The sequence below is a fragment of the Nocardiopsis codii genome, assembly GCF_036327455.1.
Classification (GTDB): domain Bacteria; phylum Actinomycetota; class Actinomycetes; order Streptosporangiales; family Streptosporangiaceae; genus Nocardiopsis; species Nocardiopsis codii.
The window spans coordinates 417,184-441,306 of record NZ_JAUZMY010000001.1 but is presented as its reverse complement, the minus strand read 5'-3'; the positions used below and the strand labels follow the sequence as shown (position 1 = coordinate 441,306).

Here is a 24,123-nt window from a genome sequence, read left to right as displayed (position 1 = left end):
GGCCTACTCCTCGCCTTCGGTCAGCTTCGTGTACTCCTCGGCGGAGAGCAGTCCGGAGGGTTCCCCGGTGATCCGGGCCTTGAACAGCCAGCCGCCCTCGAAGGGGGCGGAGTTGATCGTCTCGGGCGAGTCCTCGAGGGACTCGTTGACCTCGACGACCTCTCCGCTCACCGGCGAGTAGATGTCGCTGACGGACTTGGTGGACTCCACCTCTCCGCTCGGCTCTCCGGCGGTCACCTCGCTGCCGACCCCGGGCAGCTCGACGTAGACGATGTCGCCCAGGGCCTCGGCGGCGAAGGACGTGATGCCGACGGTGGCGATCCCGTCCTCGACCACGACCCACTCGTGTTTGGCCGTGTAACCCAGCTCCGTGGGAACGCTCACTTCAACTCTCCTTGGAGGTGTTCCATTTTCCTGCCGCGCGCCCGTACGGTTGCCCGGCCCGGCCTACGCCCGGTCGCGCCCCGTGCGTGCCGGTCCCCGGTCCGGGGATCCCGCCGTGCGGGGCGTACGGGCCTTCGGGGTGTGAAGGCCCCTGCTCCTACGACTGCCGCTTGTAGAACGGCAGTTCGACCACGTCGACGTCCTCGCCCCTTCCGCGCACGTCCACGGTGAACGCGCCGGTCGTGGTGTCGAGGTCGCCGTCCACGTAGGCCATGGCGATGGGGCGGCCCAGGGTGGGGGAGGGCGCGCCACTGGTGAGGGTGCCGACGGTCACGCCGTCGCGGAGGACGTCCTGGCCCCTGCGCAGCGGGCGGCGACCGCGCGCGACGAGGCCGATGAGACGGCGGGGGCGGGAGGTGCGGGACGCCTCCTCCAGGGCCGTACGGCCCACGAAGTCGCCGTCCTTCTCGAACTTGACCACGCGGCCCAGCCCGGCGTCGAAGGGGGTGAGCCCGTCGGTGAGCTCCTGCCCGTACAGGGGCATCCCGGCCTCCATGCGGAGGGTGTCGCGGGCCGACAGCCCGGCCGGTACGAGCCCGTGCCGCTCGCCCTCGGCCATGAGGGCGTCCCAGACCTGGGGCGCCTTCTCGGCGGGCCGCACGAAGATCTCGAAACCGTCCTCGCCCGTGTAGCCGGTGCGGGCGAGCAGGACGGGCTGACCGGCGACGGTGTGCTCGTAGCCCGCGTAGTAGCGGATGTCGTCCAGGTCCGCGTCGGTGAGCGGCGCCAGGATCTCGACGGCGCGCGGCCCCTGGACCGCGATCAGCGCGTGGTCGGCGGACTCGTCAGCGACCTCGACGTCGAAGCCGCCGGCGCGTTCGGCCAGCGCGGCGGAGACCGCGGGCACGTTGGCGGCGTTGGCCACGACGAGGTACTCCTCCTCGCCCAGCCGGTAGACGATGAGGTCGTCCAGGACGCCGCCCTCGGCGTTGGTGATCATGGTGTAGCGGGCGCGGCCGACCTTGACCTTGGACAGGTGGCCGACCAGGGCGAAGTCGAGGGCCGCGGCGGCCTGCGGTCCGGTGAGGCGGATCTCGCCCATGTGGGAGAGGTCGAAGAGTCCGGCGGCCTCGCGGACCGCCTTGTGCTCGGCGGTCTCGCTGCCGTAGCGCAGCGGCATGAGCCATCCGGCGAAGTCGACGAGCGTGGCACCGGCCTTCTCGTGGACCTCGCGGAGCGCGGTGGCGCGCGGCGCTGATGCGGGATCTGACATGGGCACTCCCGAGAGGATGGGCGTCGTGTCGTGCAGAGGCGTTGCCATCCTCCCCCTCTGTCATCTGTGCCTGAGAGCTTCACCGCGCGCTCGGCGTGGCTTGCACCTTCGGCGAGGGACGCCTGTCCCTGCTTTCCAGAGTGGTCTCGCCCGTACGGTCCGCTGTGCCTGAGAGGTTGTCTTGGGGAGGGATTGCTCCTTCGGCGGCCCGAGATGGATACGCGGGCACTCTCCCGTACGGGGTCAGCAACACGCTCAGCCTAGCAGCGGGCGAACACGGCACCCGAGGGTGCCCGTGCCGGGGGAGGGCCCCTCCGCGGCGGCGCAGGAGCCGTGATCCGGGCGGCGGCAGTCTCCCCGAACCCTTCGCGGCGGGGCGTGCCAGAGGTTAGCGTGAGCCGGGGACGGGCTTCCTGCGTGGGAGGGATGAACGGTGCGAGCCGACGAGCACGGGATCCGGACGACGGGCCGACCGGGGGAGACAGTGGTTCCGGTGGTACGGGGGAGGCCGCGGCGGTCCGGAGCGGCGCGCGCGGCCGCGGTGCTCGCCGCCGGGTGCGCCCTCACCCTGGTCGCCGGGACCGCGTGTGCGCAGGGCGGCGACGCCGGGTCCGAGGCGCCGGACGAGGGTCTGGCGGGGGCGCGACCGCCGGAACAGCGCGGCGACGTGACCACGGTGGAGCGGCCGGACCTGGAGTCGGTGTTCGACGACGCGGGGGTGGAGGGCACGTTCGTGCTCCACGACACCCGCGCCAGGGAGTCGACCGTCGTCGGGGCGGACGCCGCCCACGAGCGCGCGGTGCCCGCGTCCACGTTCAAGATGGCCAACACCCTGATCGGCCTGGAGACGGGAGCGGTGTCGGGCCTGGACGAGGTGCTGCCCTACGGCGGCGAACCGCAGCGCGTCGACGCATGGGAACAGGACATGTCCCTGAGGGAGGCCTTCCCCGCCTCGAACTTCCCGGTCTACCAGGAGCTGGCCCGCAGGGTCGGGCACGAGCGGATGGCGGCCTGGGTGGACCGGTTCGAGTACGGGAACCGGGACGTCGGCGGCGAGGACGTGCGGGACCGGTTCTGGCTGGAGGGTCCGTTGGAGATCTCCGCCGTGGAGCAGACCGAGTTCCTGGCCTCGCTGGCCCGCGCGGAGCTGCCGGCGGACCGGGCCCACCAGGAGGCGCTGCGCGAGATCGCCCTCGTCGAGGAGGGCGACGGCCACACCCTCTACGCCAAGAGCGGCTGGGCGGTGGACGTCGATCCCGCCCCCGGCTGGTGGGTCGGCTGGGTGGAGCGCGGTGCGGACCTGTACACGTTCGCCCTGCGCATGGAGATGGACGAGGACGCGAACGCCGAGCTGCGCGAGCCCCTGGCCCGCGAGCTGCTGGTGGAGCTCGGCGCGCTTCCCGGGGAGGCCGCGGGGGACTGACCCCGGCCGGTCCGCCCCATGCCGACCGGGCGCCCCGGCGTCACGGCGCCCCGGCCGGCACCAGCTGCACGGGGACCGACCTGGTGAAGCGCTGGTCGCCGTCCATCACCCCGCCCATGAACTTGAAGGTGCGCAGTGTCATCCGCCGGTCCGCGATGCGCAGGCCGGGAAGCTCCTCCAGGAGCTGCCGCTCCACCCGGGTCAGGTCGGGGGCGTTGCGCAGCCACAGGATGAACAGGGTGTTCTCCGGCCCGGCGATGGTGGTGCACAGGCGCACCTCGGGAATGCGCTCGCCCAGGTCCCTGGCCCCCTCCAGGACCCGGGGGTCCACGGTCCCCCAGAGGGTGGCGGCCGCGTGCCAGCCCATGCGGGCGCGGGAGATGTCGCAGCGCAGCCCGACGAGGGACTGGCGCAGGAGCCGGTTGACGCGGCGGGCGGCGGTCGTCGGCGCGATGTCGAGGTGTTCGGCGATCTGCTGGTAGCCGAGTCGCGCGTTGTCGCACAGCAGGTCGATGATCCGCTGGTCGAGCGGGGTGACGCGGTCCTCGTCCGGTCGGGGGCTCACCGCGGGGGCGAGGGATCGCAGCCGGCTCCGCTGCCGGGGTGACAGGGCGCGGACCTGCCACAGGTAGGCCTCACGGGGGACCTCCGTCACCACGTGCACGCGGTAGGAGACCACGTCGGGGAAGCCGCCGACCCAGTTGAGCAGGTAGTCGGCCAGTCCGGCGCCGGGGATCACGGTGAGCATCAGCTGGTGCGACCCCGCCACGAACTGGATGCTGAGGGTGTCCCGGTCCTCCGCCAGTGCGGCGGCGACCCGTTCGACGGTGCCGTTGCGGCAGCTGAGCTCCACGTAGGAGAGGTTGCGCCGTGCCATGACGCGCTGCCGGGGGAAGACGGCGATCCGTGCGAGCCCCTCCTCCTCCAACCGCTTCCACCTGCGCGCGAGCGTGGTCGGGTCCACCTCCAGGATCGGCGACAGCTCGGCCCAGGTGGCGCGGGGGGCCATCTGGAGGGCGTTGACGAGTGAGAGGTCGAACTCGTTGGGGGTGGTGGATTCCGGCATCAGCGTCCTCGAAAAACTCTTTTCCGGCGATCTGCGCATCTTAGGGGAGGCCGAGCGTAGGTTTTCGCACAGCCGACAGACGGCTCTGAGCTGCATGTTTCCATGACGTTAACCAAGGTCGGGCTATTTCTTTCACATTATGGAAAAGGAAGTCCGGTGCTTTGGCGAGGAGAAGGGTGAAGGTGGAGCCGATGCCTTCGGAGGAGACCACTGTCGTCGTTCGCAACGGGGTGGTCGTGGACGCGACCGGCGCGGGACCGCGCGAGGACTGGGTGGTCGTGGCCCGCGACGGCCGCATCGACTGGATGGGGCCCGCCGCCCAGGCCCCCGGGATCACCGCCCCGCACCGCGAGATCGACGCCCGCGGCGGCACCGTCCTCCCCGGGTTCGTCGACGCCCACGTACACATGACCATGGAGGGCGACGGCCTGAACCCCGCCGCGCTCCTGCACCAGCCGCCCCACTACGGCTACTACACGGCCATCCCCCGGCTGCGCGCCACCCTCGACGCCGGCGTGACCAGCGTCCGGGACCTCGCGGGGCTCGACCTCGCGGTGGTCCGCGCCGTGGAGGAGGGCATCGTCCCGGGGCCCCGCATCACCACCGCCTACCGCGCCCTCGGCCCCACCGGCGGCCACGGGGACTTCCGCACCTGCTGCGGCTTCGACTTCGGCACCGCGCTGGGCCCCGGCGGAGCGGTGTCCATCAACACCGACGGCGTGGCGGAGGTCCTGCGCGGTACCCGCGAGGTCATGCGCAAGGGCGCGGGGGTCATCAAGGTCATGGCCAGCGGCGGCGTGTGGAGCCCCCAGGACACCCCCTGGCACGACGGGCTCAACATCGAGGAGATGACGGTCGTCGTCCGCGAGGCCGCCGCGCACGGCATCCCGGTCGCCGCCCACGCCCAGAGCGCCCGCAGCATCCGCAACGCGCTCACCGCCGGGGTCACCAGCGTCGAGCACGGCTACGAGATCGACGCCGAGGGCATCGAGATGATGCTCCGCACCGGGGCCTTCCTCGTCCCGACCCTGGCCACCGCCACCACCCCGCCCGACCCCGCGAAGTCGGCCGGCTACGCGGTGGAGAAGAAGCTCAGGCTCCAGGAGCACCTCGGCGAGAACATCTCCGCCGCCGTCGCCGCCGGGGTGCGCGTCGCCCTGGGCACCGACTCCGGCATCTTCCCGCACGGCCGCAACCTCCGGGAGCTGGCCCTGCTCGTCGAGCACGGCATGACGCCCATGGGCGCACTCCTCGCCGGGACCCGCGAGGCCGCCGAACTCCTGGGGGTCGCCGACCAGGTCGGCACCCTCCAGGTCGGCAAGCGCGCCGACATCGTCGTCTGCGCCGGCGACCCCCTCCGCGACATCACGCTGCCGGGCGACCCGGACAACATCACGGTGGTCGTCAAGGACGGCGCCGTCCACAAGGACACCACCGCCACCCGACCGGAGCCGACCACGGCCTGACCGCCCCCGCCCCCGACCCCCGGTGAGGTAACCATGACCACGCAGAGCCCCAAGAAGGGCGCGACCGGCGGTGGGACCGCGCAGGAGCGCCCCCACCTCCTCGCCCGCACGCTCGACGGCATCGAGCGCGTCGGCAACAAGATCCCCGACCCGTTCGTCCTGTTCCTGATCCTCTTCGCGGTCGTCGCGGTCCTGTCAACGATCATGTCCCTCGGCGGGGCCACGGTCGAGGTGCCCGGGAGCGAGGACGGCGCGCAGCCCGTGAGGAGCTTCTTCTCGGCCGAGGGCGTCACCTGGCTGACCACGTCGCTGGTCACCAACTTCGTGTCGTTCCCGCCGCTCGGCGTCGTCCTCACGGTCCTGCTCGGCGTGGGCGTGGCCGAGCGGACCGGGCTCCTCACCGCACTGGTGCGCCGTGCCTTCGGCGGAGCCCCGCGCTGGCTGCTGCCCTACGTCGCCTCGTTCGTCGCGGTCTCCGGCAGCATCATGAGCGACGCGGCCATGGTGGTCATCCCGCCGCTGGCCGCCATGGTGTTCAAGGCCGCCGGCCGGCACCCGGTCGCGGGCCTTCTCGGCGCCTACGCCGCGGCCACGGCCGCGTTCAGCTGCAGCCCGTTCATCACCAGCACCGACGCGCTGCTGTCCGGCATCACCAACGCCGCCGCCGGACCGGTCGGGCTGGGCACCCACGTCAGCCCGGTGTCCAACTACTTCATCACCCTCACCATCGCGCTCATCCTCAGCTTCGCCGCCGGTCTCATGATCGACCGCGTCCTGGAGCCGTCCCTGGTCCGCCGGGGGATCACCCGCGACAAGGTCCGGGTCGAGGTGGGCACCGAGGAGGCCGAGGCCAAGGCCATGGACCCGAACCTCACCGACGTCGAGCGGCGCGGCCTGCGCTGGGCCGGGGCGGCCCTGCTGCTGACCGTCGCCGGGGTCCTCGTCCTGTGCCTGCCCCCGGGCGCACCGATGCGCAACGCGGACGGCGCCTTCCTGCCGGAGTCCCCGCTGCTCAGCTCGGTGGTCTTCATCGTCCTCATGGTGCTGCTCCTCCCCGGCGTCACCTACGGTGTCGTGACCGGGAGCATCCGCAAGGGGTCCGACCTGGCGCTGGTGATGGGCCAGACGGTCAAGGAGATGTCGCCGTTCATCGTGCTGGCGTTCGTGATGGCCCAGTTCCTGGCGCTGTTCAACTGGACCAACCTGTCCAGCTGGATCGCCATCCAGGGGGCCGAGGGCCTGGAGGCCACCGGGTTCACGGGCTTCGGCGCGATCCTGTGCTTCATCCTCCTGGCGTTCCTGGTGAACCTGTTCATCATCTCCGGCTCGGCCATGTGGGCTCTGCTCGCGGCGGTCTTCGTGCCGATGTTCGCGCTGCTCGGCTACGAGCCCGGGTTCGTCCAGGCCGCGTTCCGCATCGGCGACTCGACCTCGAACGTCCTGTCCCCGCTCAGCCCGTACCTGGTGATCATGCTGGGGTTCCTGCGCGCCTACGAGCCCAAGGCGGGCATCGGCACCGTGATCGCCCGGTGCCTGCCCTTCACGATCGTGTTCACCGTCCTGTGGATCGGGGTGCTGGCGGTCTTCTACTTCGGCGGCATCCCCATCGGCCCCGGGATGAACGCGCGCCTCTGACCCGACCGCACGGCCGGGGCCCGCGTCCGCGGGTCCCGGCCCCCGCCCGTTCCCGCAGCGGCGCGGGGCGGGCGCCACCGCACACCACCGCACCCCGCACCACCGCACCACCGACGTGAGGAGTCGTCATGACCGGCACCAGGACCCTGTACCGAGACCTGACCCTGATCGACGGGACCGGGGCGCCCCCGGTCGCCGACGCCGCCGTGCTGGTCGAGGACGGCACGGTCGCCTACGCCGGGCCCGCGGCGGGCGCGCCGGAGACCGACGGGGCGACGCGGACCGTGTCCCTGGGCGGGCGCACCCTCCTGCCCGGGTTCATCGACACCCACGTCCACCTCGGTGTCGCCGACGGCCGGGCGCTGGCCGCCAACCACGCGGACATCCCGCTGAGCCTGCACGCCCTGGAGACCGCCGAGCGCATGCGGGTCACCCTGGCGGCGGGCGTGACCGGAGTCCGCGACCTCGGCGGCGCCGACGCCGGGTTCCGCACCGCGCAGGCGAGCGGCCTCGTGCCCGGCCCCCGCATGCGGGTCGCGCTGCGGCTGATGAGCCACACGGGCGGCCACGCCGACTTCACGCTCCCCTCCGGCCACGACCCCCACGCGCACGGGCTGTCGGTGACCGAGATCGTCGACTCCCCGCAGGAGGCGCGGGTGGCCGCGCGGCGCCTCATGCGCGACGGGGCCGACGTCATCAAGGTGTGCGCGACGGGCGGGGTGTCGAGTCCGTCGGACACCCCCGACGACGAGGGGCTGACGTCGGAGGAGATCGCCGTCATCGTGGAGGAGGCCTCCCGCCACGGCGGCCGGCCCGTCGCCGCCCACGCGCAGGGAGCGGCGGGCATCCGCAACGCGGTCCTGGGCGGAGCGGCCAGCATCGAGCACGGCTACCTGGTGGACGACGAGGGCATCGACCTGATGCTGGAGCGGGGGACCTTCCTGGTGCCGACGCTGGCCACCTTCGACTTCGAGGACCGCGTCCACCTGATGACGCCGAAGGCCGTCGAGACCAAGCGCGCCCTCGCCGACCGCACCTTCGAGCGGATCACCGAGGCCGTGCGGCGGGGCGTCCGGGTCGCCATGGGCACCGACGCGGGCATCTCCGAGCACGGGCGCAACCTGAACGAGCTGCGCCACCTGGTGTCGGTGGGGATGAGCCCCATGGACGCGATCGTGGCGGGCACGCGCAACGCCGCCGAGCTGCTCGGCACGGCGGACCGGGTCGGAACCGTGGAGGCGGGCAAGCTCGCCGACCTGGTCGTGTGCGACGGCGACCCGCTGGTCGACGTCGCGCTGCTCGGAGACCCGGGCCGCGTGGTGCTGGTGGTGCAGGGCGGCGAGGTCGTGAAGGACATCCGGACCGCCTGAGGGCCGACCGGTCCCCGGCGGTGCGTCTCGCACGGGACCCCCGCAGGCCCGCCGCGGCACCGCTTCCCCGACGGCGCCGCCCGGGACCTCCACGCCCCACGCACAGCGCCCGGCCGGGAAGCCCCGGCCGGGCGCTCGCGCGAACCGCTCACGGCCCGATCGGACCGGCCCTGCTCCCGCCGTCCCCGGAAACCGCCGGGGTCGGCGGGAGCAGGGGTGTGTCAGGCGGCGTTCTTGCGGCGCCGGCGCACGGCCTCGGCGAGCTGCTCCAGCACCTCGCCGGTGATCTCCCACCCCATGCACTTGTCGGTGATCGACTGGCCGTAGGTCAGGTCCGCCGGGTCACCGAGCTTCTGGGCGCCCTCGACGATGTAGCTCTCCAGCATGACGCCGATGATGCCCCTCTGGCCCTCGGCGACCTGGGCCGCGATCGCCGCGGCCACGCCGGGCTGGCGCTTGTGGTCCTTGCCGCTGTTCGCGTGGCTGGCGTCGATCATGAGGCGGCGGGGCAGGCCCGCCTTCTCGATGACGTCGAGCGCGGCGCCGACCGGCTCCGCGTCGAAGTTGGGGCCGCTGCGACCGCCGCGCAGGATCACGTGGCAGTCCTGGTTGCCCTCGGTGACGACGACCGAGCCGGCCCCGGCCGGGTCGACGCCGAAGAAGGTGTGCGAGGCGGAGGCGGCGCCGACCGCGTCCACCGCGACCTGCACGTCACCGTCGGTGCCGTTCTTGAAGCCGACCGGGGTGCTCAGGCCGCTGCTGAGCTGGCGGTGCACCTGGCTCTCCGTCGTGCGGGCGCCGATGGCGCCCCAGGAGACCACGTCGGCGATGTACTGCGGGGTGATCGGGTCGAGGAACTCGGTTCCGGCGGGCAGGCCGAGGGAGTTGATGTCGAGGAGCAGCTTGCGGGCCAGGCGCAGACCGTGGTGGACGTCGTAGGTGTCGTCCAGGTGGGGGTCGTTGATGAGGCCCTTCCAGCCGACGGTGGTGCGCGGCTTCTCGAAGTACACGCGCATCACCACGCACAGTTCGTCACGCAGGGACGGCACCAGCTCGGCCAGCCGCCGGGCGTAGTCCATGGCGGACTCGGGGTCGTGCACCGAGCAGGGCCCCACGACGACCAGGAGCCGGTCGTCGTCGCCGTCCAGCACCCGCTTGACCTCGGCGCGCGAGTCCTCCACCAGGGCGCTGCGCTCCGGGCCCAGCGGGAGTTCGGCGAGCAGGTCCTGGGGGGCGATGAGCGGCTTGTAGCTTGCCACCCGTGTGTCGTTCGTGCTCGGCATCGTGTAGTTCCCCTTGGTCCCGTCTGTCCTTGTGTCGCACTGGCTGTCACGCTGTCGCCACGAAAACACTAGCGCGGCCGTGTGTGCGGGGCGGCGTCATGCCGGAGGGCCGACGCGGGGCACGGGATGGGAAACACCACACCGGCCGAGGAGGGAAATAGGCGTCTCGTTATGTGAGACGCCATTTCCGTGGAAATCCGCCGCAATGGCGGGCGGAGGAGGTCGGAACCGTCCCCCGGGCCCCGCCGGGTCAGCCCTTCAGGCCCGGGAGGTCCTCCTCCCAGAACTCGCGCGGGTTGCGCGTACCGTCGGTGACCGCACCGCGCTCGGACTCCGCCGTGCGCAGCTGTACACGTCGGATCTTACCGGACACGGTCTTGGGCAGCTCGGCGAACTCCAGGCGGCGGACCCTCTTGTACGGCGACAGCCGCGCACGGGCGTGGGCCAGGATGGCCCGCGCGGTGTCCGCGTCGGGCGGCACCCCCTCGGCCAGGGTCACGTAGGCCTTGGCGACCGACAGGCGCAGCGGGTCGGGAGAGGGGACCACCGCCGCCTCGGCCACGTATTCGTGCTCGATCAGGACGCTTTCGAGTTCAAAGGGTGAGATGCGGTAATCCGAGGCCTTGAAAACATCGTCGATCCGACCGATATAGGTAATGTGACCGGTCGAATCCCGGCTCGCGATGTCGCCGGTGCGATAGCGCCCCCGACGGGTCAGCTCGCGGGTGCGGTCGGGGCTGTCGGCGTACCCCTTCATCACCCCCACGGGACCCTGGGTCATGTCCACACAGATCTGCCCGGTGTCGGACAGCTCGTCCGTGTCCGGGTCGGCCAGCACGATGTCGAAGCCGGGCATGGGGCGTCCCATGGACCCGGGGACGACCTCCTGGCCAGGCCCGTTGCCGATGATCAGCGTCGTCTCGGTCTGGCCGAACCCGTCGCGGACGGTCAGACCCCACGCGTCCCGCACCCGGTCGACCACCTCGGGGTTGAGCGGCTCCCCGGCGGCCAGGACCTCGCTCAGGTCCACCTTCCACGCGGACAGGTCGGCCTGGACGAGCATCCGCCACACCGTCGGCGGCGCGCACAGGGTGTCCACGCCGCAGCGCACAACCTCGTCCAGCAGCCTCCCGGGGTCGAACCGCTCCTGGTTGACGACCAGTACCGTCGCCTCGGCGTTCCACGGCCCGAACACGCTGCTGTAGGCGTGCTTGCCCCACCCCGGCGCGGACACGTTGAGGTGGATGTCGCCGGGGCGGACCCCCAGCCAGTACATGGTGGACAGGTGGCCCACCGGGTAGGACCGCTGCGTGTGGGTGACCAGTTTGGGGCGCGACGTCGTCCCGGAGGTGAAGTACAGCAGGAGCGGGTCGTCGGGACCGGCCCGGTGCGGAGGGTGGAACTCCAGCCCGGCGTGCTCGGAGTCGGGGTAGCTCAGCCACCCGTCCATGTACCCCACGCAGATCCGCGTCCAGTGGCCCCGGAGCGCCTCGAACTTCGCGGTCTCGGCGACCGAGCACACCACGTGCGCGATCTCGCCCTGTTCCAGCCGGTCCACCAGGTCGCCCTCGGACAGGGCGGTGGCGGTCGGGGTGATGACCGCGCCGAGCTTGACGGCCGCCAGGGTGGTCTCCCACAGCTCCACCTGGTTGCCGAGCATCACCATGATCCGGTCGCCGGCGCGCACGCCCTGGCCGAGCAGCCAGTTCGCGACCTGGTTGGAGCGCTCCGACAGGTGGCGGTAGGTGTACTTGGCCTCGCTCCCGTCGTCCTCCACGATCCACAGGGCGGTCCGGTCCGGGCGCCGCTCGGCGACCTCGTCGAAGTAGTCCAGCGCCCAGTTGAAGATGTCCGGTTTCGGCCACGTGAAATCGCGGTGGGCGGCCTGCTGGTCCAAGCGGTGCGACAGGAGCAGGTCACGTGCGGCGCGGAACTCCGCCGCACCCGCGGCGGCCATCTCTTTCGACATGTCTGGCGACCTCCGGTTCAGAGGACAGGGCGCCGACCGCACTGTCCACGGACTCCGCCCGGAGAGGGCGGAGGAACGGGCGTGCCCCGCTGGTCCTACCCGGGATGGGAGCCCCCGACGCCTCCCCTGCGGCGGCCCCGGCTGGCTCTAGGATGTGTGGACATGGAGGAACTGCGCGGACACCACGGGACCTGGCGGATCGACGACGAGACGGTCCGCATCCGTTTCGACTCCGGCCGCAAGGTGCCCACCCTGTTCAAGTCCCTCGGAAGCTGCACCGTCCCGATGGCGGCCGTCCGCGAGGTCGAGTTCGACCAGGGCGACCGCAAGCACGGGTGGCGGCTCCGCCTCCGGCTCGCGGACGGTTCCGACCCCTACGCGACCCTGGGGGCGCCCGGCAGTGACGCCCTCACCCCCCTGCTGCTCACCGGCCCCCACGACAACGAGCTGGTCGCCGAGTACCACTCCGACCAGATCGCCTCCTCCGTCCGCTACGCCAGGGGGACCCTCACCGACGAGATCGACCACCGGGAGGTCGCCCGGGGCCTGGTCGGCAAGCCTCCGCTCCAGGTCCGCACCGCGGAGGGGTCGGCGTCCTTCGACGGCGCCCGGGTCCGGCTCCAGTGGGACGGCTGGCTGGCGAGCACGGCCAAGGACAAGGAGAAGTCGCGCACCTTCCAGCTCTCCGAGATCCAGGCCGCCGAGTGGCACCCCCCGGTGGACGTCACCGAGGGCTACCTGCGGATCGTGCTGCGCGGTGTCACCGTCCCGGAGGCGTCCAAGATCGACCACGACTTCTTCTCGCTGGCCTCGCACGGGTCGAAGGGCAGCGAGGAGACCCTGCTGATGGCCGCCACCCTCAACGCCCACATCCCGTTCGCGGCCCCGCAGGGGGCGGGGCCCGCGGCCCTGGGCGGGGGCGCTCCGCCGGACGACGGCAGCGAGGCGATCATCGCCACGATCCGCGAACTCGGGCGCCTGCACTCCGAGGGGCTGCTCACCGACGAGGAGTTCAGCGCGAAGAAGGCGCAGCTCCTCGACCGGCTCTGACCGTGTCCTCGCGCCCCCGGGGTCCGCGGCGACGGGGGCGGGGACTCCCCGTCCGTGTCCGACGCCCGTTCCCCACCGGCGTCGCGGCCGGCTCCCCGCACCCCCGGACGGCCCGTCGCGAACGCCCCGGGGCGCCGCCGCAGACCCTCCGTGAACCTCCGGGGCGCGGGTCACCGCACCGCACGCCCCACGCACACCGCCTTCGCACCCGCCGGGGACTCCCGGCGGGGGAGGCCACATCCAGGAAAGGGCTCACGCCTTGCGCACTCTGTACCCGCCCATCGAGCCGTACGACTCGGGCATGCTCGACGTCGGCGACGGACACCGCGTCTACTGGGAGCTGTGCGGCAATCCCGCGGGCAAGCCCGTGGTGTTCCTGCACGGCGGGCCCGGCGGCGGCTGCGTCCCCGACCACCGGCGGCTCTTCGACCCGGCACGCTACCGGATCCTGCTGTTCGACCAGCGCAACTGCGGACGCTCCACCCCGCACGCCGGGCAGATGGACGTCGACCTGTCCACGAACACCACGTGGTCGCTGGTGGAGGACATGGAGCGGCTGCGCGAGATGATCGGCGCGGAGAGCTGGCAGGTCTTCGGCGGGTCCTGGGGCAGCTGCCTGGCGCTGGCCTACGCGCAGAAGCACCCGGACCGCGTCAGCGAGCTGGTCGTCCGCGGCATCTTCACGCTGCGGGACGAGGAGCTGCGCTGGTTCTACCAGGAGGGCGCCTCGAACCTCTTCCCCGACCTGTGGGACTCCTACCTGGCGCCCATCCCCGAGGAGGAGCGCGACGACCTCGTCGCCGCCTACGCGCGACGCCTGGAGTCACCCGACAGGGAGGTGCGCCTGGAGGCCGCCCGTGCGTGGAGCGTGTGGGAGGGGTCCACGGTCACCCTGCTGCCCGACGCGTCCCTGCGGGAGCACCACGCGGACGAGGACTACGCGCTGGCGTTCGCCCGGATCGAGAACCACTACTTCGTCAACAAGGGGTTCCTCGCGCCGAACCAGCTCGTGGACGGGGCGGAGGCGATCCGGCACATCCCCGGCGTGATCGTGCAGGGCCGCTACGACGTGTGCACGCCGGTGCGCACCGCCTACGACCTGCACAAGGCGTGGCCCGAAGCGGAGTTCCACATCGTGGACGACGCCGGTCACGCGTTCAGCGAGCCGGGCATCCTCGACCGACTGATCGAGGCGACCGACCGCTTCGCGGGGGAGTGAGGCCGGCCCCGGGGCGCCCCGCTCGGGCGCCCCGGCGCCGGTCCCTCGCGGAGCGGTACCCGGGGCCCGGCCGTGTGCGGCCCGGCCCCGGGGAGGCTGTCAGTGGTCGGACGCGTACCGATCCCAGCAGCCCGTGCCCCCCTGCTGGCCGGTGACGTCGAGCAGACCGGCCTCCGCGGTCCGCGCGAGGCTGTGCCGGGACAGGTTCCAGGACGCGAGCCCCTGGCTGTCGGGGTCGTCCACGCGGTACGAGAGCACGGCCAGTGCGCACGCGCGGTCCTCGCCCTCCAGCTCCAGCAGGGCGGGCAGGGCGTCGGCGGACAGGTACCTCAGGTACCAGGTGTCGACCTGGGCCAGGTCCAGGCCGTGGTGGCTCTCGGCGATGCGCAGGTCGGGGTTCCCGTAGGCGAACGCGACCAGGGCGACACCGGCCAGGGCCGCGGTGGCGCGGGGCAGCCAGGCGGCCGGGCGTCCCAGGGTGTCGAGCACCCCGGCGGCGACGACCAGTCCGAACACCCCGGCGCTCCACACGATCCACGCCTCCGCGCTGATCCGCAGCCGGGTCAGGCCGTAGGTGTCGATGTAGAGCTGGAGCCGCATCATGGCCGAGGCGAGGATGACCAGGGTGAGCACGCACAGGAGCCCGAGCAGGGCGTTGCGCAGGGTGCGGGTGGCCGCGGGCCGGGACGGCAGGACGTGCACGGCGACCGCGATGACGCACAGCACCAGCAGGCTGACGACCACCAGCTGGAAGAAGCCCTGGCGCGCGTACTCGGCGTAGGTGACCCCCGCGACCCGCTGGACGTGGTCGTCACCGCCGAACATGGCGACGGCCTGCACCCCGAGGAACGCGGTGAACAGGACGACCAGGGCGCCGAGCGGGATGGTCCACACCCACACGGGCAGGGGCGTGGCCGGGGGAGCGGGCACGGAGCCGGGCCGGTCGACCGGAGCGGGCCGCGGCGCCCGGCGGCGTCTCGCGGCCAGGACCGCCGACCCGGTGAACAGGACGGTCACCAGCACGGCGAACAGTCGGCCGAACCCGTCGAAGAACGTCGACCCGGAGAACGCGCCCTCGAACATCCGGGCCACGTAGCTCGCGAAGACCGCGTCGGCGAACGAGAAGAGCAGGCCGAAGACGAACAGGAGCCCGCCGGTGACGACCGTGGTGAGCAGGACGGGGCCGGCCAGGCGGCGCCCCCGCCCGCTCCGCAGGGGCTCCGTCAGGAACCGCGGTGTGGAGGGCAGGTTGCGGAACAGGCTGAGCGCCCCGGCGGCGACGCCGGCCGCGCCCGCGCCCGTGGAGGGGTTGCGGGTGGCGAACGCCAGCGAAGCGAAGAGGAAGGACGAGGTGAGCGTCCAGAACAGCACCCAGCCCGCGTCGCGGAGGGCCGCGGTGAGGAGCAGGGCAGCGGCGATCACGCCGTAGACCGCCGACCAGGCGGCGGCGTGGCGGCCGGTCCGGAGCCCGTGGGTGTCCGCGACGGCGGCGGGGGAGCCCTCCGCCCCGGTGCGCGTCGGGGCGGAGGGCTGTGCGGCGTCCGGGGCCGGGGCGCCGTCCGTGTCCGGGGCCGGGACGTCCGGGGTTCGCGCGTCCTCCGGGCCCGGGGCGTCCGGTGTCGCGTCGGCCGCGTCCGTCGCACTCTCACCCGTGTCCGTGTCCGTGTCCGGTGCCGTGTCCGGGGCCTCGGCGTCCGTCCGCCCGGTCTCCCCGTCCCCCGGGGCGTCCGTTCCGGAGTCCTGTGCGGGTTCGGGGCCCCGTGCGTCGGCGTCCCGGGAGCCCGTTCCCGCGTGCTCCGCCCCGGTGGCCTCCGCCGCGTCCTCCGTGTCGGCGTGCTTCGTGTGCGTGTCTTCCGTGTCCGGGGGACCGGCCGCCGGCTCCCGCGTCGGGTCGTCGGGACCGGAGACGCCCGCCGCCGACCGCAGCCCGGCCACCCGTTCGGGGGCGTCCTCCGCGGGGAGCACCCCCGGGCCCGGCCCGCCCCCGTCGGTTTCCGCTCCGCCGTTCCCGGGAGCGGCGGGGCGCACCACCAGGGCGGCCAGGGCGGTCAGCCCCGCGGCCGTACCCGTGATCACCAACCCGAGCCCGGGGCGGTCGAACGTCGCCAGCAGTGCCGCCAGCACCCCCACCCCCAGCAGCGCGACGGGCAGCCACACGGGCGCCGTCGGCAGGGGGGCGCGCGGTCTCGACGACCAGAAGTCCTGCTGCTGGTACAGCTCCGCGTAGGTCCGGCCGTGGGGACTGCGCGGACCCGTCCGCGGATACGGTTCGCGCGGGTACGCCGGATCGGGGCGGGGTGCGTGCTCGCCCGGAGGGTCCTGGGCGCGCGTCCCGGCGGCCTCCCGCCGGAACTCGGGCTCCAGCTCGGCCCCGGTCGCCGTTCCGGGCGCCGGGTGACCGCCGGAGGCCTCCGCGTCCCCGCCGGCTGTGCGCTCGCTCGACATGCCACCCCTCTCCACGACAGCGCGGACGGCCCGTGCTGTCGTGCAGTAGGACAGTCCGCAGCCTCCCCCGGTTCACCAAAAGCCCGGATCATGCCCTGGAGTGCCTTTTCGGACCTGATGGTCGAAATATCTGCGTGCGCGGCGGTGACGGACCCGTCCGATGCCGCGGGCGGGCCCTGGGGGCGATCCCGCACCGCCGTCCGCGCGAGGGGCGAACGGGCGGCGGGTCGAGGTCGACCCCGACCGGTGCGGGAGCGGCGCCCTGCGCACGGGCGGGGCCTCGCAGGCGTTCGGGGTCCGCGACACCCGCTGACGGAGGGGCCCGCGCCGCGTCCGCCGGACCGGGAGCCCGCGCCCCGGGCGGACCGTCACCGCACGGGGGCCGCCCCCGCCGCCGCCAGCGCCTCGTCCCACGTCGTCGGCTTCTCCAACAGCCCCCGGTAGCGCATCGTGCGGGGGGTGGAGCGCAGTCCCAGCACCCCGGTGAGCATCCCGCCCCGGCCGAGGAAGGCCACGAACTTCCGGTCCTCCGGCGCACCGTGCACGAAGGCGACCTGATCGGCCGGAGCACCCTGTCCCAACAGCTGGACCTTCATCTTGTATTGGTCCGACCAGAAGTAGGGCACCGGGGTGAAGGGCGTCCGCCCCTCCCCGGCCAGCAGGTTGCGGGCCGCGGCCTCCCCCTGCTCACCCGCGTTGGTCCAGTGCTCCAGCCGGATCCGGCCGCCGTAGCGCGGATGCGGCCAGTTCGCGAGGTCCCCGACCGCGTACACGTCGGGGACCGAGGTCGCCGAGTACTCGTCGCACGCGACCGCGCCGTCGTCCAGCAGCGCCACCCCCGACCCGCGCAGCCACTCGGTGTTCAGGTGCACGCCGATCCCGGCGACCACCAGCGACGCCTCCACGGCGCTGCCGTCGGCCAGCCGCACCCTCTCCACCCGGCCCGCGCCCTCGAACCCGGACACGCCGACGCCGAGGCGCACGTCCACGCCGTTCTCGCGGTGCAGTTCGGTCAGGATCCCGCCGATCCTCGGGTCCACCACCCGCGTGAGCGGTGTCGTCGCCGCCTCCACCAGGGTCACGTCCATGCCCGCGGCGCGGGCGCTTGCGGCCACCTCCGCGCCGACGAAGCCCGCGCCGACCACCACCAGGCGGCCCCCCGGTTCGAACGCCGCGCGTACCGCCTCGGCGTCGTCGAGCGTGCGCAGGACGTGGACGCCCTCCAGGTCGGTGTGGGGCCGCCGGGCACGCGCCCCCGTGGCGATGACCAGGCCGTCGTAGCGCACGGTCCCGGAGCCCCCGCCCGTGCCGGACACGGCCACCTCGCGTGCGGAGGCGTCCAGGGCCACCGCCCGCGTGCCGGGGCGGAAGTCCAGGTCCAGGGCGTCGACGGCCGCGTCGTCGCGCAGCCGCAGCGAGCGGTGGCCGACCAGCCATCCGGGGGCTCCGCCGGAGGGGTCCAACCCGACACCGGTCAGCACCTCCTTGGACAGGGGCGGACGCGAGTAGGGGCGGTGCGCCTCCTCCCCGAGGAGCGTCAGCCGCCCGTCGAACCCGTGTGCGCGCAGCGCCTCGGCCGCGTGCAGCCCCGCCATCCCGGCGCCGACGATGACGATGTCGTTCAGGGTGTCCCGCACGGTGGTGTGCCTTTCGGTGGTGTCCCTCCCGGGGGAGGGGAACGTCAGAGCGGACGGACCTCGCCGACGGGGGCGCCACCGCCGTGGACGTTCACGCGCAGCCGGTCCTGGACGGGGGAGACGTCCACACCGAGGGTCCGCAGCGCGTCGAGTGCGACCAGGGTACGCGCCCGCTCCTCGGCGTCGCCGTCGCTGATCTTGACCGCCACGGTCTCGCCCGTGGCGGCGCTGACCACCAGGACGCCGTCGGCGCCGATCTTGGAGACCAGTCCCGGCATGCGGGTCATCAGGTCGGTGTCGACCCGGCCGGGGCCCGACACGTACTCGGGGTGGGCGCTCATCGCGTCGAGGACCGCCCTCTCGTGGCCGCCCCCGGGCGCGGTGCGCATCCGCCACAGGCCCCGGGCCAGTCCGGCCAGGGTCACGGCGAGCTGGGGCGCTCCGCAGCCGTCCACGGCGGTGTGCGCGACCTTCTCCTCGCACACCTCCTCCATGGTCTCGCGGACGAGGACCTGGAGGGGGTGGCCCGGGTCGAGGTAGTCGTCCGTGCTCCACCCCCGGGCGACACAGGCGGCCAGCATGGCGGAGTGCTTGCCCGAGCAGTTCATCAGCAGGCGCTCGGGTTCGCGTCCCGCGCGGACGAACGCGGTCCGGGCGGCACCGCCGCCCGGAACGGCGGGCGGACACCGGAGGGCGTCGGGTGCGAGCCCCGCGGCGGCGAGGATGCTCCTCGCCTCGTCCGCGTGGAAGTCCTCTCCGCCGTGGCTGCCCGCCGCGATGGCCAGGGAGGGGCCGGTGAGGGGGGCGCCCGCGCGCAGCGAGGCCAGCGCCTGGAAGGGCTTGGAGGAGGAGCGCGGGAACATGGCCTGGTGCACCGGTCCGCGCGCGTAGGCGATCGTGCCGGAGGCGGACAGCCCGACGACCGCGCCGTAGTGGACGCTCTCGCGCATCCCGGACCGGACGGCCTCCGCCAGGGGGACGTACTCGGGCAGCGGGCTCTGCGGCATGCGGGCTCTCCTCGCCGTTGGGTTTCGGTGTGCGCGGCGCGTCCTCCGGCGGGCGGACACGCGTAAGAACGTTACATAGCCGCCCTTTCTTCCGATCGCCCAGGTCGCCCGGCCGGTGCGCGGGGGACCGTACGGGGCCAGGTGGGGGCCGCACGGGCGCCCCGGACGGCGCACGGCCGTGTCCCGGGACACGATCTGCCTCCGTGACGCGTGCTGGGGGTCCGCTGTCGGACGCGGGGAGTAAGGTCGTTGCCGGTACGCACCAGGAGAAACAGGCCTGTGGCACGGCGCGACGAAGGAGTGGGGCACACGATGGGAACTCTGCGGATGGGCGCGCTGACCCGGCGCAGGGTCGGCATGCGGGCGGCGGACCTGGAGTACGCCGTGCTCGACATGGAGACGACGGGCCTCGAACCGGGCTCGGGGGCGCGCATCGTCGAGATCGCGGTCGTGCGGGTGCGGGGCGACGGCAAGCTCGTCGAGGAGTTCAGCACCCTGGTGGACCCGCGCGCGGAGGTGCGCGGACAGGAGTTCCACGGGATCGGCGACGGCGACACCATCGGCGCCCCCACCATCGACCGGGTGGCGCCCCGTCTGGCGGAACTGCTCTCCGGGGCGGTCGTGGTCAGCCACAACCTCGACTTCGAGCTGCGCTTCCTCGGTTCGGAACTGGTGCCGGCCGGGCTGCCGACCGGGCAGTCCGGGCTGTGCACGCTCCGCGCACTGCGCTCCCAGATCGACCTCGACAAGTACTCGCTGCCCAAGGCCTCCTTCCGGCTCAGCGGCGACTGGCCGACAGGGCAGCACACGGCGCTGGGCGACGCCCGGGCCTGCGCCAAGCTCCTGGTGGAGATGATCGCCAACGCCCCGGGCGAGCTGCGCTACAACGGCCCCGCGCCGCGGATCCTGACCGTGCCGGAGCCCGCACCCGAGGCGGGGCCGTGGGGCGTGGTCGAGCCCGTCCGCTGGAAGCCGCGCACGGCGTCGGTGCCGGGCGGTCTGGCGGCGCCGAGCCCGTGGCGGGCCAACTGGCGGCCCCGGGAGCTGGACGCGCTGCTCTGCGGCGGGGCCTTCGGCACCACGGACCGGGCGATCGCGGAACTGGCCGCGCACCGTGACACGCGCTTCCGGGAACGGCTGGCGACGGCGGCGGCCGTCACGGGCGGCCTCGCCGCCACCGCCGCCGGAGGTCTGCTGGTGCGCCTGGCGGGCGACCGGGTGAGGGGTCTTCCGGGCGTCCGCCGGAGCTGACCGGACCTGCCGCGCTCAGAGCCCGGACAGGGTGAGGAAGAAGGCCACGATCAGGGCGCTGCCGCCGAGTGTGGCGAGCAGCGCCTTCCCCTGCTCGGTGAGCCGGGCCGACTCCAGTCGGACGCGGGGGACGGCCCCGGTGCGGTGCGCCGTGGCCAGGGCGCCCTGGCGGGCGGCGCGGCCGGCCCCGGGGGCCGGGAGCCGTCCGGGGACGTAGCGGGGCAGCTTGTTGAAGAGGGCGATCGACACCAGGACGGTGCCTACGGCGAGCAGGATGAGGGACACGTCGGGGAGGCCTCACACTCGGTCGGATGGTCTGCCGCCCGGGAGGGAGGGGCGGGCCACCGATTCTCACCCATGTCGCGGCGCCGTTGCGACTCGGTCTCGTCCGATCGACGGAGCGGTGCCCGTTACGGGCCAGCCCTTATGACTCGGAGTCCCCTTATGGTCACTCTCCGAGGTTCGTGCGGGGGGGTTTCGGGAGGACGGTGTCGATGGTTTCGGGCTCCACTCCGAGTGCGCGGAGCACGAACCGGGTGACCAGGGCGTGCGTCTCGTCCAGGTCGATGTCGCCGCTCACGAGCGGGAGGCGCTGGGAGCCCACCATCGACAGGGTGAGCCGCGCGACGGGCTCTGCGGGCAGGGGCTCGAACTCGCCCGCGGACGTCCCCTCCTCCAGGATCTCGGTCAGTAGCCGGTGCATGGGCGCGACGTGGTCGGCGAGGGCCTGGTAGGCGTCGGGTCCGAGGCTGGCCCCGAGTTCGGCGGCGGGCGGGTGCGGGTGCGCCATGATGCCCTCCAGCTGGAGGCGGACGAACGCCGACAGCCTCCGCGCCGCGGACACGCCCGAGGGGAGCTCGCGACGGTACCGCTCCACGAACTCGCTGTTCACCTGTTCGGTGAAGGCCAGGAGCAGCGCCGGCTTGTCCGGGAAGTAGTTGTACAGGGCCGTGCGCGTGATGCCGGCGGAGTTGGCCACGTCGGTCATGGAGACGCGGTCGATCCCCTGGCTCCGGATCAGGTGGTCGACGGCCTCCATGATGCGCTCCCGTGTGCGGGCACGGTGGGCGGCGATGGTCGGTGCCGTGATCTTGGGCATCCTCCTATGGTGGCACGCCCGTGGGGCCGGACCGGCATGGTCCGGCCCCACGGGGTCACGGTGGATCGGCCCTCAGGCGGCCGGGGCGTGGGTGCGGCCCAGGTCGGCGAACACCTCGGTGTTGAGCTGGTAGGCCAACCTGGTCTCGGCCACGAGGCGGGCGGCGGCGGCCTCGTCCAGGGCGAGGGAGTCGAGCCGCTCGCGGTACCCGGTGCGGAACCTGGGCAGGCTGCCCAGCGCGTCGAAGACGTAGAAGGCCACGCCGGCCTCGTCGGACAGGCCGTAGGCCTTGGCGGCGACGCGGCGGATGAACTGCCCCCCGGACACGTCGCCCATGTAGCGCGTGTAGTGGTGGGCGACGTACCCCGCGGGGTGGTCGACCATCTGCTCGATCCGCGCCGCGTAGGTGCGGGTGGCGCGGCTCGGCGAGATCCGCTCCCGCCAGTCGGCGCCGAGCAGGTGTTCCAGGTCGCGGACCAGGGCGGGGAGCCGTTCGAGTTCGGGGTAGTGGAACCGGCCGGCGACGGGGTCGCCCGCCAGTCTCCTGCCGACGTCCTCCAGGGCGGCGTAGGCGAAGTAGTGCTGGGCGACCATCTCGGTGTAGCCGGAGAGGGGGAGGGTTCCGTCGAGGAGGGCCCGGGTGAACCCGTGGTCCTCGGCGGCCTGGTGGTCGCTCCACGTCGCGGCCTTGAGGCGCTCGGAGAACAGCTCGGGCGAGCCGGGGGCGACCGTCGAGGGGGCCTCGGTCGTTGCGCTCATCTGCGCTGTCCGCCTTCCGTGTCGGAAACTTTATGACATCATGTCATTTAGGCGGCGGGGGCTGTCAAGACGGATACGACATGCTGTCATGAAAAAATCCGCCCCCCGCGTGTCGCGCGGCCCCCGACACGCCCCGACCGCGTCCCCCGCTCCTCTCACTGCGGGGTTCCCGCACGTTCCGCCGCGGCGCACTGCACGTGCTCTTGCATGCGCATATGTCCGTTCCGGGCGTCTGTGCGGGTAGCGTCGCACCGGGCGCCGGATGAACGGATCGGCGTCCCGCGGAGGGTGGCTCCGGTGGCGGTTTCGGGCGACGGCGTCGGATGTGTCTCGTTACGCCTGCTGGTCAACAGGTCGCCGGGGCGATTATCGTTTGGGTGGCGTGTGCTCCGACCGCAGGGAGGCGCCGAGGAGATTCTCGGGCCACCAGGCGCGGCGGGCACCCGCGGACCGGCAGACCAGAGGCGATGAGTGGATACCAGGAGAACAGGGCACGATCCCCGGACGGTGATCGGTGAGGGTGCGGCACAGGCCGTTCCCGCCAATGGTGCTGCCCCCCACGGCAGCGCATCCCTGGGTGACGACGCCGTCCTCAACGACCGGGTGGAGGCCACCGTCGAATCGCTTGACGTCCTGCTTGTCGAAGACGACGCGGGAGACGCCTTCCTCGCCGAGGAGCTGCTCGCCGACACCGCCCTGAACACCCGCATCACCTGGGTGTCCAGCCTGGCGGACGCGCGCGAGCACCTCAAGGGCTTCCGCGGCTGCGTGCTGCTCGACCTGAACCTGCCCGACGCCCACGGCCTCGAGCTGCTCCGCGAGATCCTGGAGGGGGCGCCCGCCGCGGCCGTCGTCGTCTTCACCGGACTCGACGACGAGCACGAGGGCGTCGCCGCCGTCGCGGCAGGCGCCCAGGACTACCTCGTCAAGGGGCAGGTCGACGGGTCGCTGCTCGGCCGCAGCCTCCGCTACTCCCTGGAACGCCGCCGCGCCGACGAGGGCGCCCGTCAGCTCCGCGAGGCGCGCATCCGCGCCCGGGAGAACATGCGCCTCGAGCGCGGACTGCTGCCCCAGGTCCTGCTCCAGCGCTCGCCGCTCAGCCACCGCGCCTACTACCGGCCCGGACGCAAGCGCGCCCTGGTCGGCGGCGACTTCTACGACGCGGTCGAGAAGGACGGCACCACCCACGTCATCATCGGCGACGTCAGCGGGCACGGCCCCGACGAGGCAGCCCTGGGGGTCAGCCTGCGCATCGCGTGGCGCGCCCTCATCATGGGCGGGGTCGACGAGGCCAAGGTGCTGCCCAACCTGGAGGCCATCCTGGTCAGCGAACGCGCCCAGGAGGAGATGTACGCGACGCTGTGCATGGCGAGCCTGGACACCGGCGACGACCGGGTCAGGCTCCGCGTCCTCGGCCACCCGCCGCCCATGGTCATCCAGGGCGCGGCGGTCGAGGAGACCCAGGTCATGCCTCAGCCGCCGCTGGGCGTGTTCCCGGTGGACGAGACCTCCACCGACCAGGTCGTCCTGCCCGTCGGGGCGAGCATGCTCTTCTACACCGACGGCCTCGTGGACGCCTACGACGGAGGCCCGCCCGAACGGCTGGAGGTCGCGGGCCTGCGCCGGATGGTCACCGGTGTGCTGGGGCAGGGCGTGTCCCTGGCCCGCCTGCCGGAGCACCTGGTGGACGAGGCGGAACGCAGTAACGGCGGCCCGCTCCAGGACGACGTGGCGATGCTGCTCATCACCCACGGAGAGTTGGAGTGAGCCCGACCCGGGAGGGAACG

19 protein-coding genes and 1 riboswitch are annotated in these 24,123 nt (G+C 73.1%); of the genes, 8 read left to right on the top strand and 11 right to left on the bottom strand.

The window, feature by feature from the left end:
* Window positions 1-3: 3 nt before the first annotated feature.
* Both gcvH and gcvT read right to left on the bottom strand, forming a co-directional pair.
* Window positions 4-384 (bottom strand): glycine cleavage system protein GcvH, encoded by a 381-nt coding sequence (gene gcvH, locus Q8791_RS01705; RefSeq protein WP_330089755.1) that lies wholly within the window; start codon window positions 382-384, stop codon window positions 4-6.
* Between the two features lie 157 nt (window positions 385-541).
* Window positions 542-1,657, bottom strand: a complete 1,116-nt coding sequence (gene gcvT / locus Q8791_RS01700; RefSeq protein ID WP_330089754.1) for a glycine cleavage system aminomethyltransferase GcvT — start codon at window positions 1,655-1,657, stop codon at window positions 542-544.
* Between the two features lie 145 nt (window positions 1,658-1,802).
* Window positions 1,803-1,903, bottom strand: a riboswitch (glycine riboswitch).
* Window positions 1,904-2,150: 247 nt separating this feature from the next.
* Between gcvT and blaOXA the strand changes: the two genes are divergently transcribed.
* Window positions 2,151-3,080 (top strand): class D beta-lactamase, encoded by a 930-nt coding sequence (gene blaOXA / locus Q8791_RS01695; protein ID WP_330089753.1) that lies wholly within the window; start codon window positions 2,151-2,153, stop codon window positions 3,078-3,080.
* Between the two features lie 40 nt (window positions 3,081-3,120).
* Here the strand turns inward: blaOXA and Q8791_RS01690 are convergent, their stop codons facing one another.
* Complete coding sequence (locus Q8791_RS01690; RefSeq protein WP_330089752.1) at window positions 3,121-4,146, bottom strand: Lrp/AsnC family transcriptional regulator; 1,026 nt, start codon at window positions 4,144-4,146, stop codon at window positions 3,121-3,123.
* A 191-nt stretch (window positions 4,147-4,337) separates the two neighbouring features.
* On the opposite strand from Q8791_RS01690, the gene Q8791_RS01685 reads away from it, so the two are divergent.
* The 3 genes from Q8791_RS01685 to Q8791_RS01675 all read left to right on the top strand — a co-directional run bounded on the left by Q8791_RS01685 (window position 4,338) and on the right by Q8791_RS01675 (window position 8,617).
* Complete coding sequence (locus Q8791_RS01685) at window positions 4,338-5,612, top strand: metal-dependent hydrolase family protein (protein WP_330089751.1); 1,275 nt, start codon at window positions 4,338-4,340, stop codon at window positions 5,610-5,612.
* Between the two features lie 33 nt (window positions 5,613-5,645).
* Window positions 5,646-7,247, top strand: a complete 1,602-nt coding sequence (locus tag Q8791_RS01680; protein ID WP_330089750.1) for an AbgT family transporter — start codon at window positions 5,646-5,648, stop codon at window positions 7,245-7,247.
* Window positions 7,248-7,375: 128 nt separating this feature from the next.
* On the top strand, window positions 7,376-8,617 hold the full coding sequence (locus Q8791_RS01675; RefSeq protein WP_330089749.1) for a metal-dependent hydrolase family protein: 1,242 nt from the start codon (window positions 7,376-7,378) through the stop codon (window positions 8,615-8,617).
* Between the two features lie 221 nt (window positions 8,618-8,838).
* Here Q8791_RS01675 and Q8791_RS01670 read toward each other — a convergent pair whose 3' ends face one another.
* Window positions 8,839-9,900 carry a 3-deoxy-7-phosphoheptulonate synthase gene (locus tag Q8791_RS01670; RefSeq protein ID WP_330089748.1) on the bottom strand — a complete coding sequence of 354 codons (1,062 nt, stop codon included), beginning with the start codon at window positions 9,898-9,900 and terminating at the stop codon, window positions 8,839-8,841.
* A 250-nt stretch (window positions 9,901-10,150) separates the two neighbouring features.
* Window positions 10,151-11,869, bottom strand: a complete 1,719-nt coding sequence (locus Q8791_RS01665) for an AMP-binding protein (RefSeq protein WP_330089747.1) — start codon at window positions 11,867-11,869, stop codon at window positions 10,151-10,153.
* 162 nt (window positions 11,870-12,031) lie between these two features.
* Between Q8791_RS01665 and Q8791_RS01660 the strand changes: the two genes are divergently transcribed.
* Together Q8791_RS01660 and pip are read left to right on the top strand one after the other, a co-directional pair.
* Window positions 12,032-12,919, top strand: a complete 888-nt coding sequence (locus tag Q8791_RS01660; RefSeq protein WP_330089746.1) for a DUF4429 domain-containing protein — start codon at window positions 12,032-12,034, stop codon at window positions 12,917-12,919.
* Between the two features lie 259 nt (window positions 12,920-13,178).
* On the top strand, window positions 13,179-14,138 hold the full coding sequence (gene pip / locus Q8791_RS01655; protein ID WP_330089745.1) for a prolyl aminopeptidase: 960 nt from the start codon (window positions 13,179-13,181) through the stop codon (window positions 14,136-14,138).
* A gap of 99 nt (window positions 14,139-14,237) precedes the next feature.
* Here pip and Q8791_RS01650 read toward each other — a convergent pair whose 3' ends face one another.
* The 3 genes from Q8791_RS01650 to Q8791_RS01640 all read right to left on the bottom strand — a co-directional run bounded on the left by Q8791_RS01650 (window position 14,238) and on the right by Q8791_RS01640 (window position 19,227).
* The gene (locus Q8791_RS01650) at window positions 14,238-16,583 is read right to left on the bottom strand and encodes a DUF4153 domain-containing protein (protein ID WP_330089744.1); all 2,346 of its coding nucleotides are present in this window, start codon (window positions 16,581-16,583) and stop codon (window positions 14,238-14,240) included.
* A 368-nt stretch (window positions 16,584-16,951) separates the two neighbouring features.
* On the bottom strand, window positions 16,952-18,220 hold the full coding sequence (locus Q8791_RS01645) for an NAD(P)/FAD-dependent oxidoreductase (protein WP_330089743.1): 1,269 nt from the start codon (window positions 18,218-18,220) through the stop codon (window positions 16,952-16,954).
* Window positions 18,221-18,264: 44 nt separating this feature from the next.
* The gene (locus Q8791_RS01640; protein ID WP_330089742.1) at window positions 18,265-19,227 is read right to left on the bottom strand and encodes an asparaginase; all 963 of its coding nucleotides are present in this window, start codon (window positions 19,225-19,227) and stop codon (window positions 18,265-18,267) included.
* Window positions 19,228-19,539: 312 nt separating this feature from the next.
* Between Q8791_RS01640 and Q8791_RS01635 the strand changes: the two genes are divergently transcribed.
* Window positions 19,540-20,478, top strand: coding sequence for a 3'-5' exonuclease (locus Q8791_RS01635; RefSeq protein WP_330089741.1), 939 nt, complete (start codon window positions 19,540-19,542; stop codon window positions 20,476-20,478).
* 15 nt (window positions 20,479-20,493) lie between these two features.
* On the opposite strand, the gene Q8791_RS01630 is transcribed toward Q8791_RS01635, so the two are convergent.
* The 3 genes from Q8791_RS01630 to Q8791_RS01620 form a co-directional block, all read right to left on the bottom strand.
* Window positions 20,494-20,763 (bottom strand): hypothetical protein, encoded by a 270-nt coding sequence (locus Q8791_RS01630; RefSeq protein ID WP_330089740.1) that lies wholly within the window; start codon window positions 20,761-20,763, stop codon window positions 20,494-20,496.
* 163 nt (window positions 20,764-20,926) lie between these two features.
* Window positions 20,927-21,577, bottom strand: a complete 651-nt coding sequence (locus Q8791_RS01625; protein ID WP_330089739.1) for a TetR/AcrR family transcriptional regulator — start codon at window positions 21,575-21,577, stop codon at window positions 20,927-20,929.
* Between the two features lie 72 nt (window positions 21,578-21,649).
* Window positions 21,650-22,336, bottom strand: coding sequence for a biliverdin-producing heme oxygenase (locus Q8791_RS01620; protein WP_330089738.1), 687 nt, complete (start codon window positions 22,334-22,336; stop codon window positions 21,650-21,652).
* Between the two features lie 507 nt (window positions 22,337-22,843).
* Here Q8791_RS01620 and Q8791_RS01615 point away from each other — a divergent pair.
* A complete protein-coding gene (locus tag Q8791_RS01615; protein ID WP_330089737.1) occupies window positions 22,844-24,103 on the top strand; it encodes a PP2C family protein-serine/threonine phosphatase in 1,260 nt (419 codons plus the stop codon).
* Window positions 24,104-24,123 lie beyond the last annotated feature (20 nt).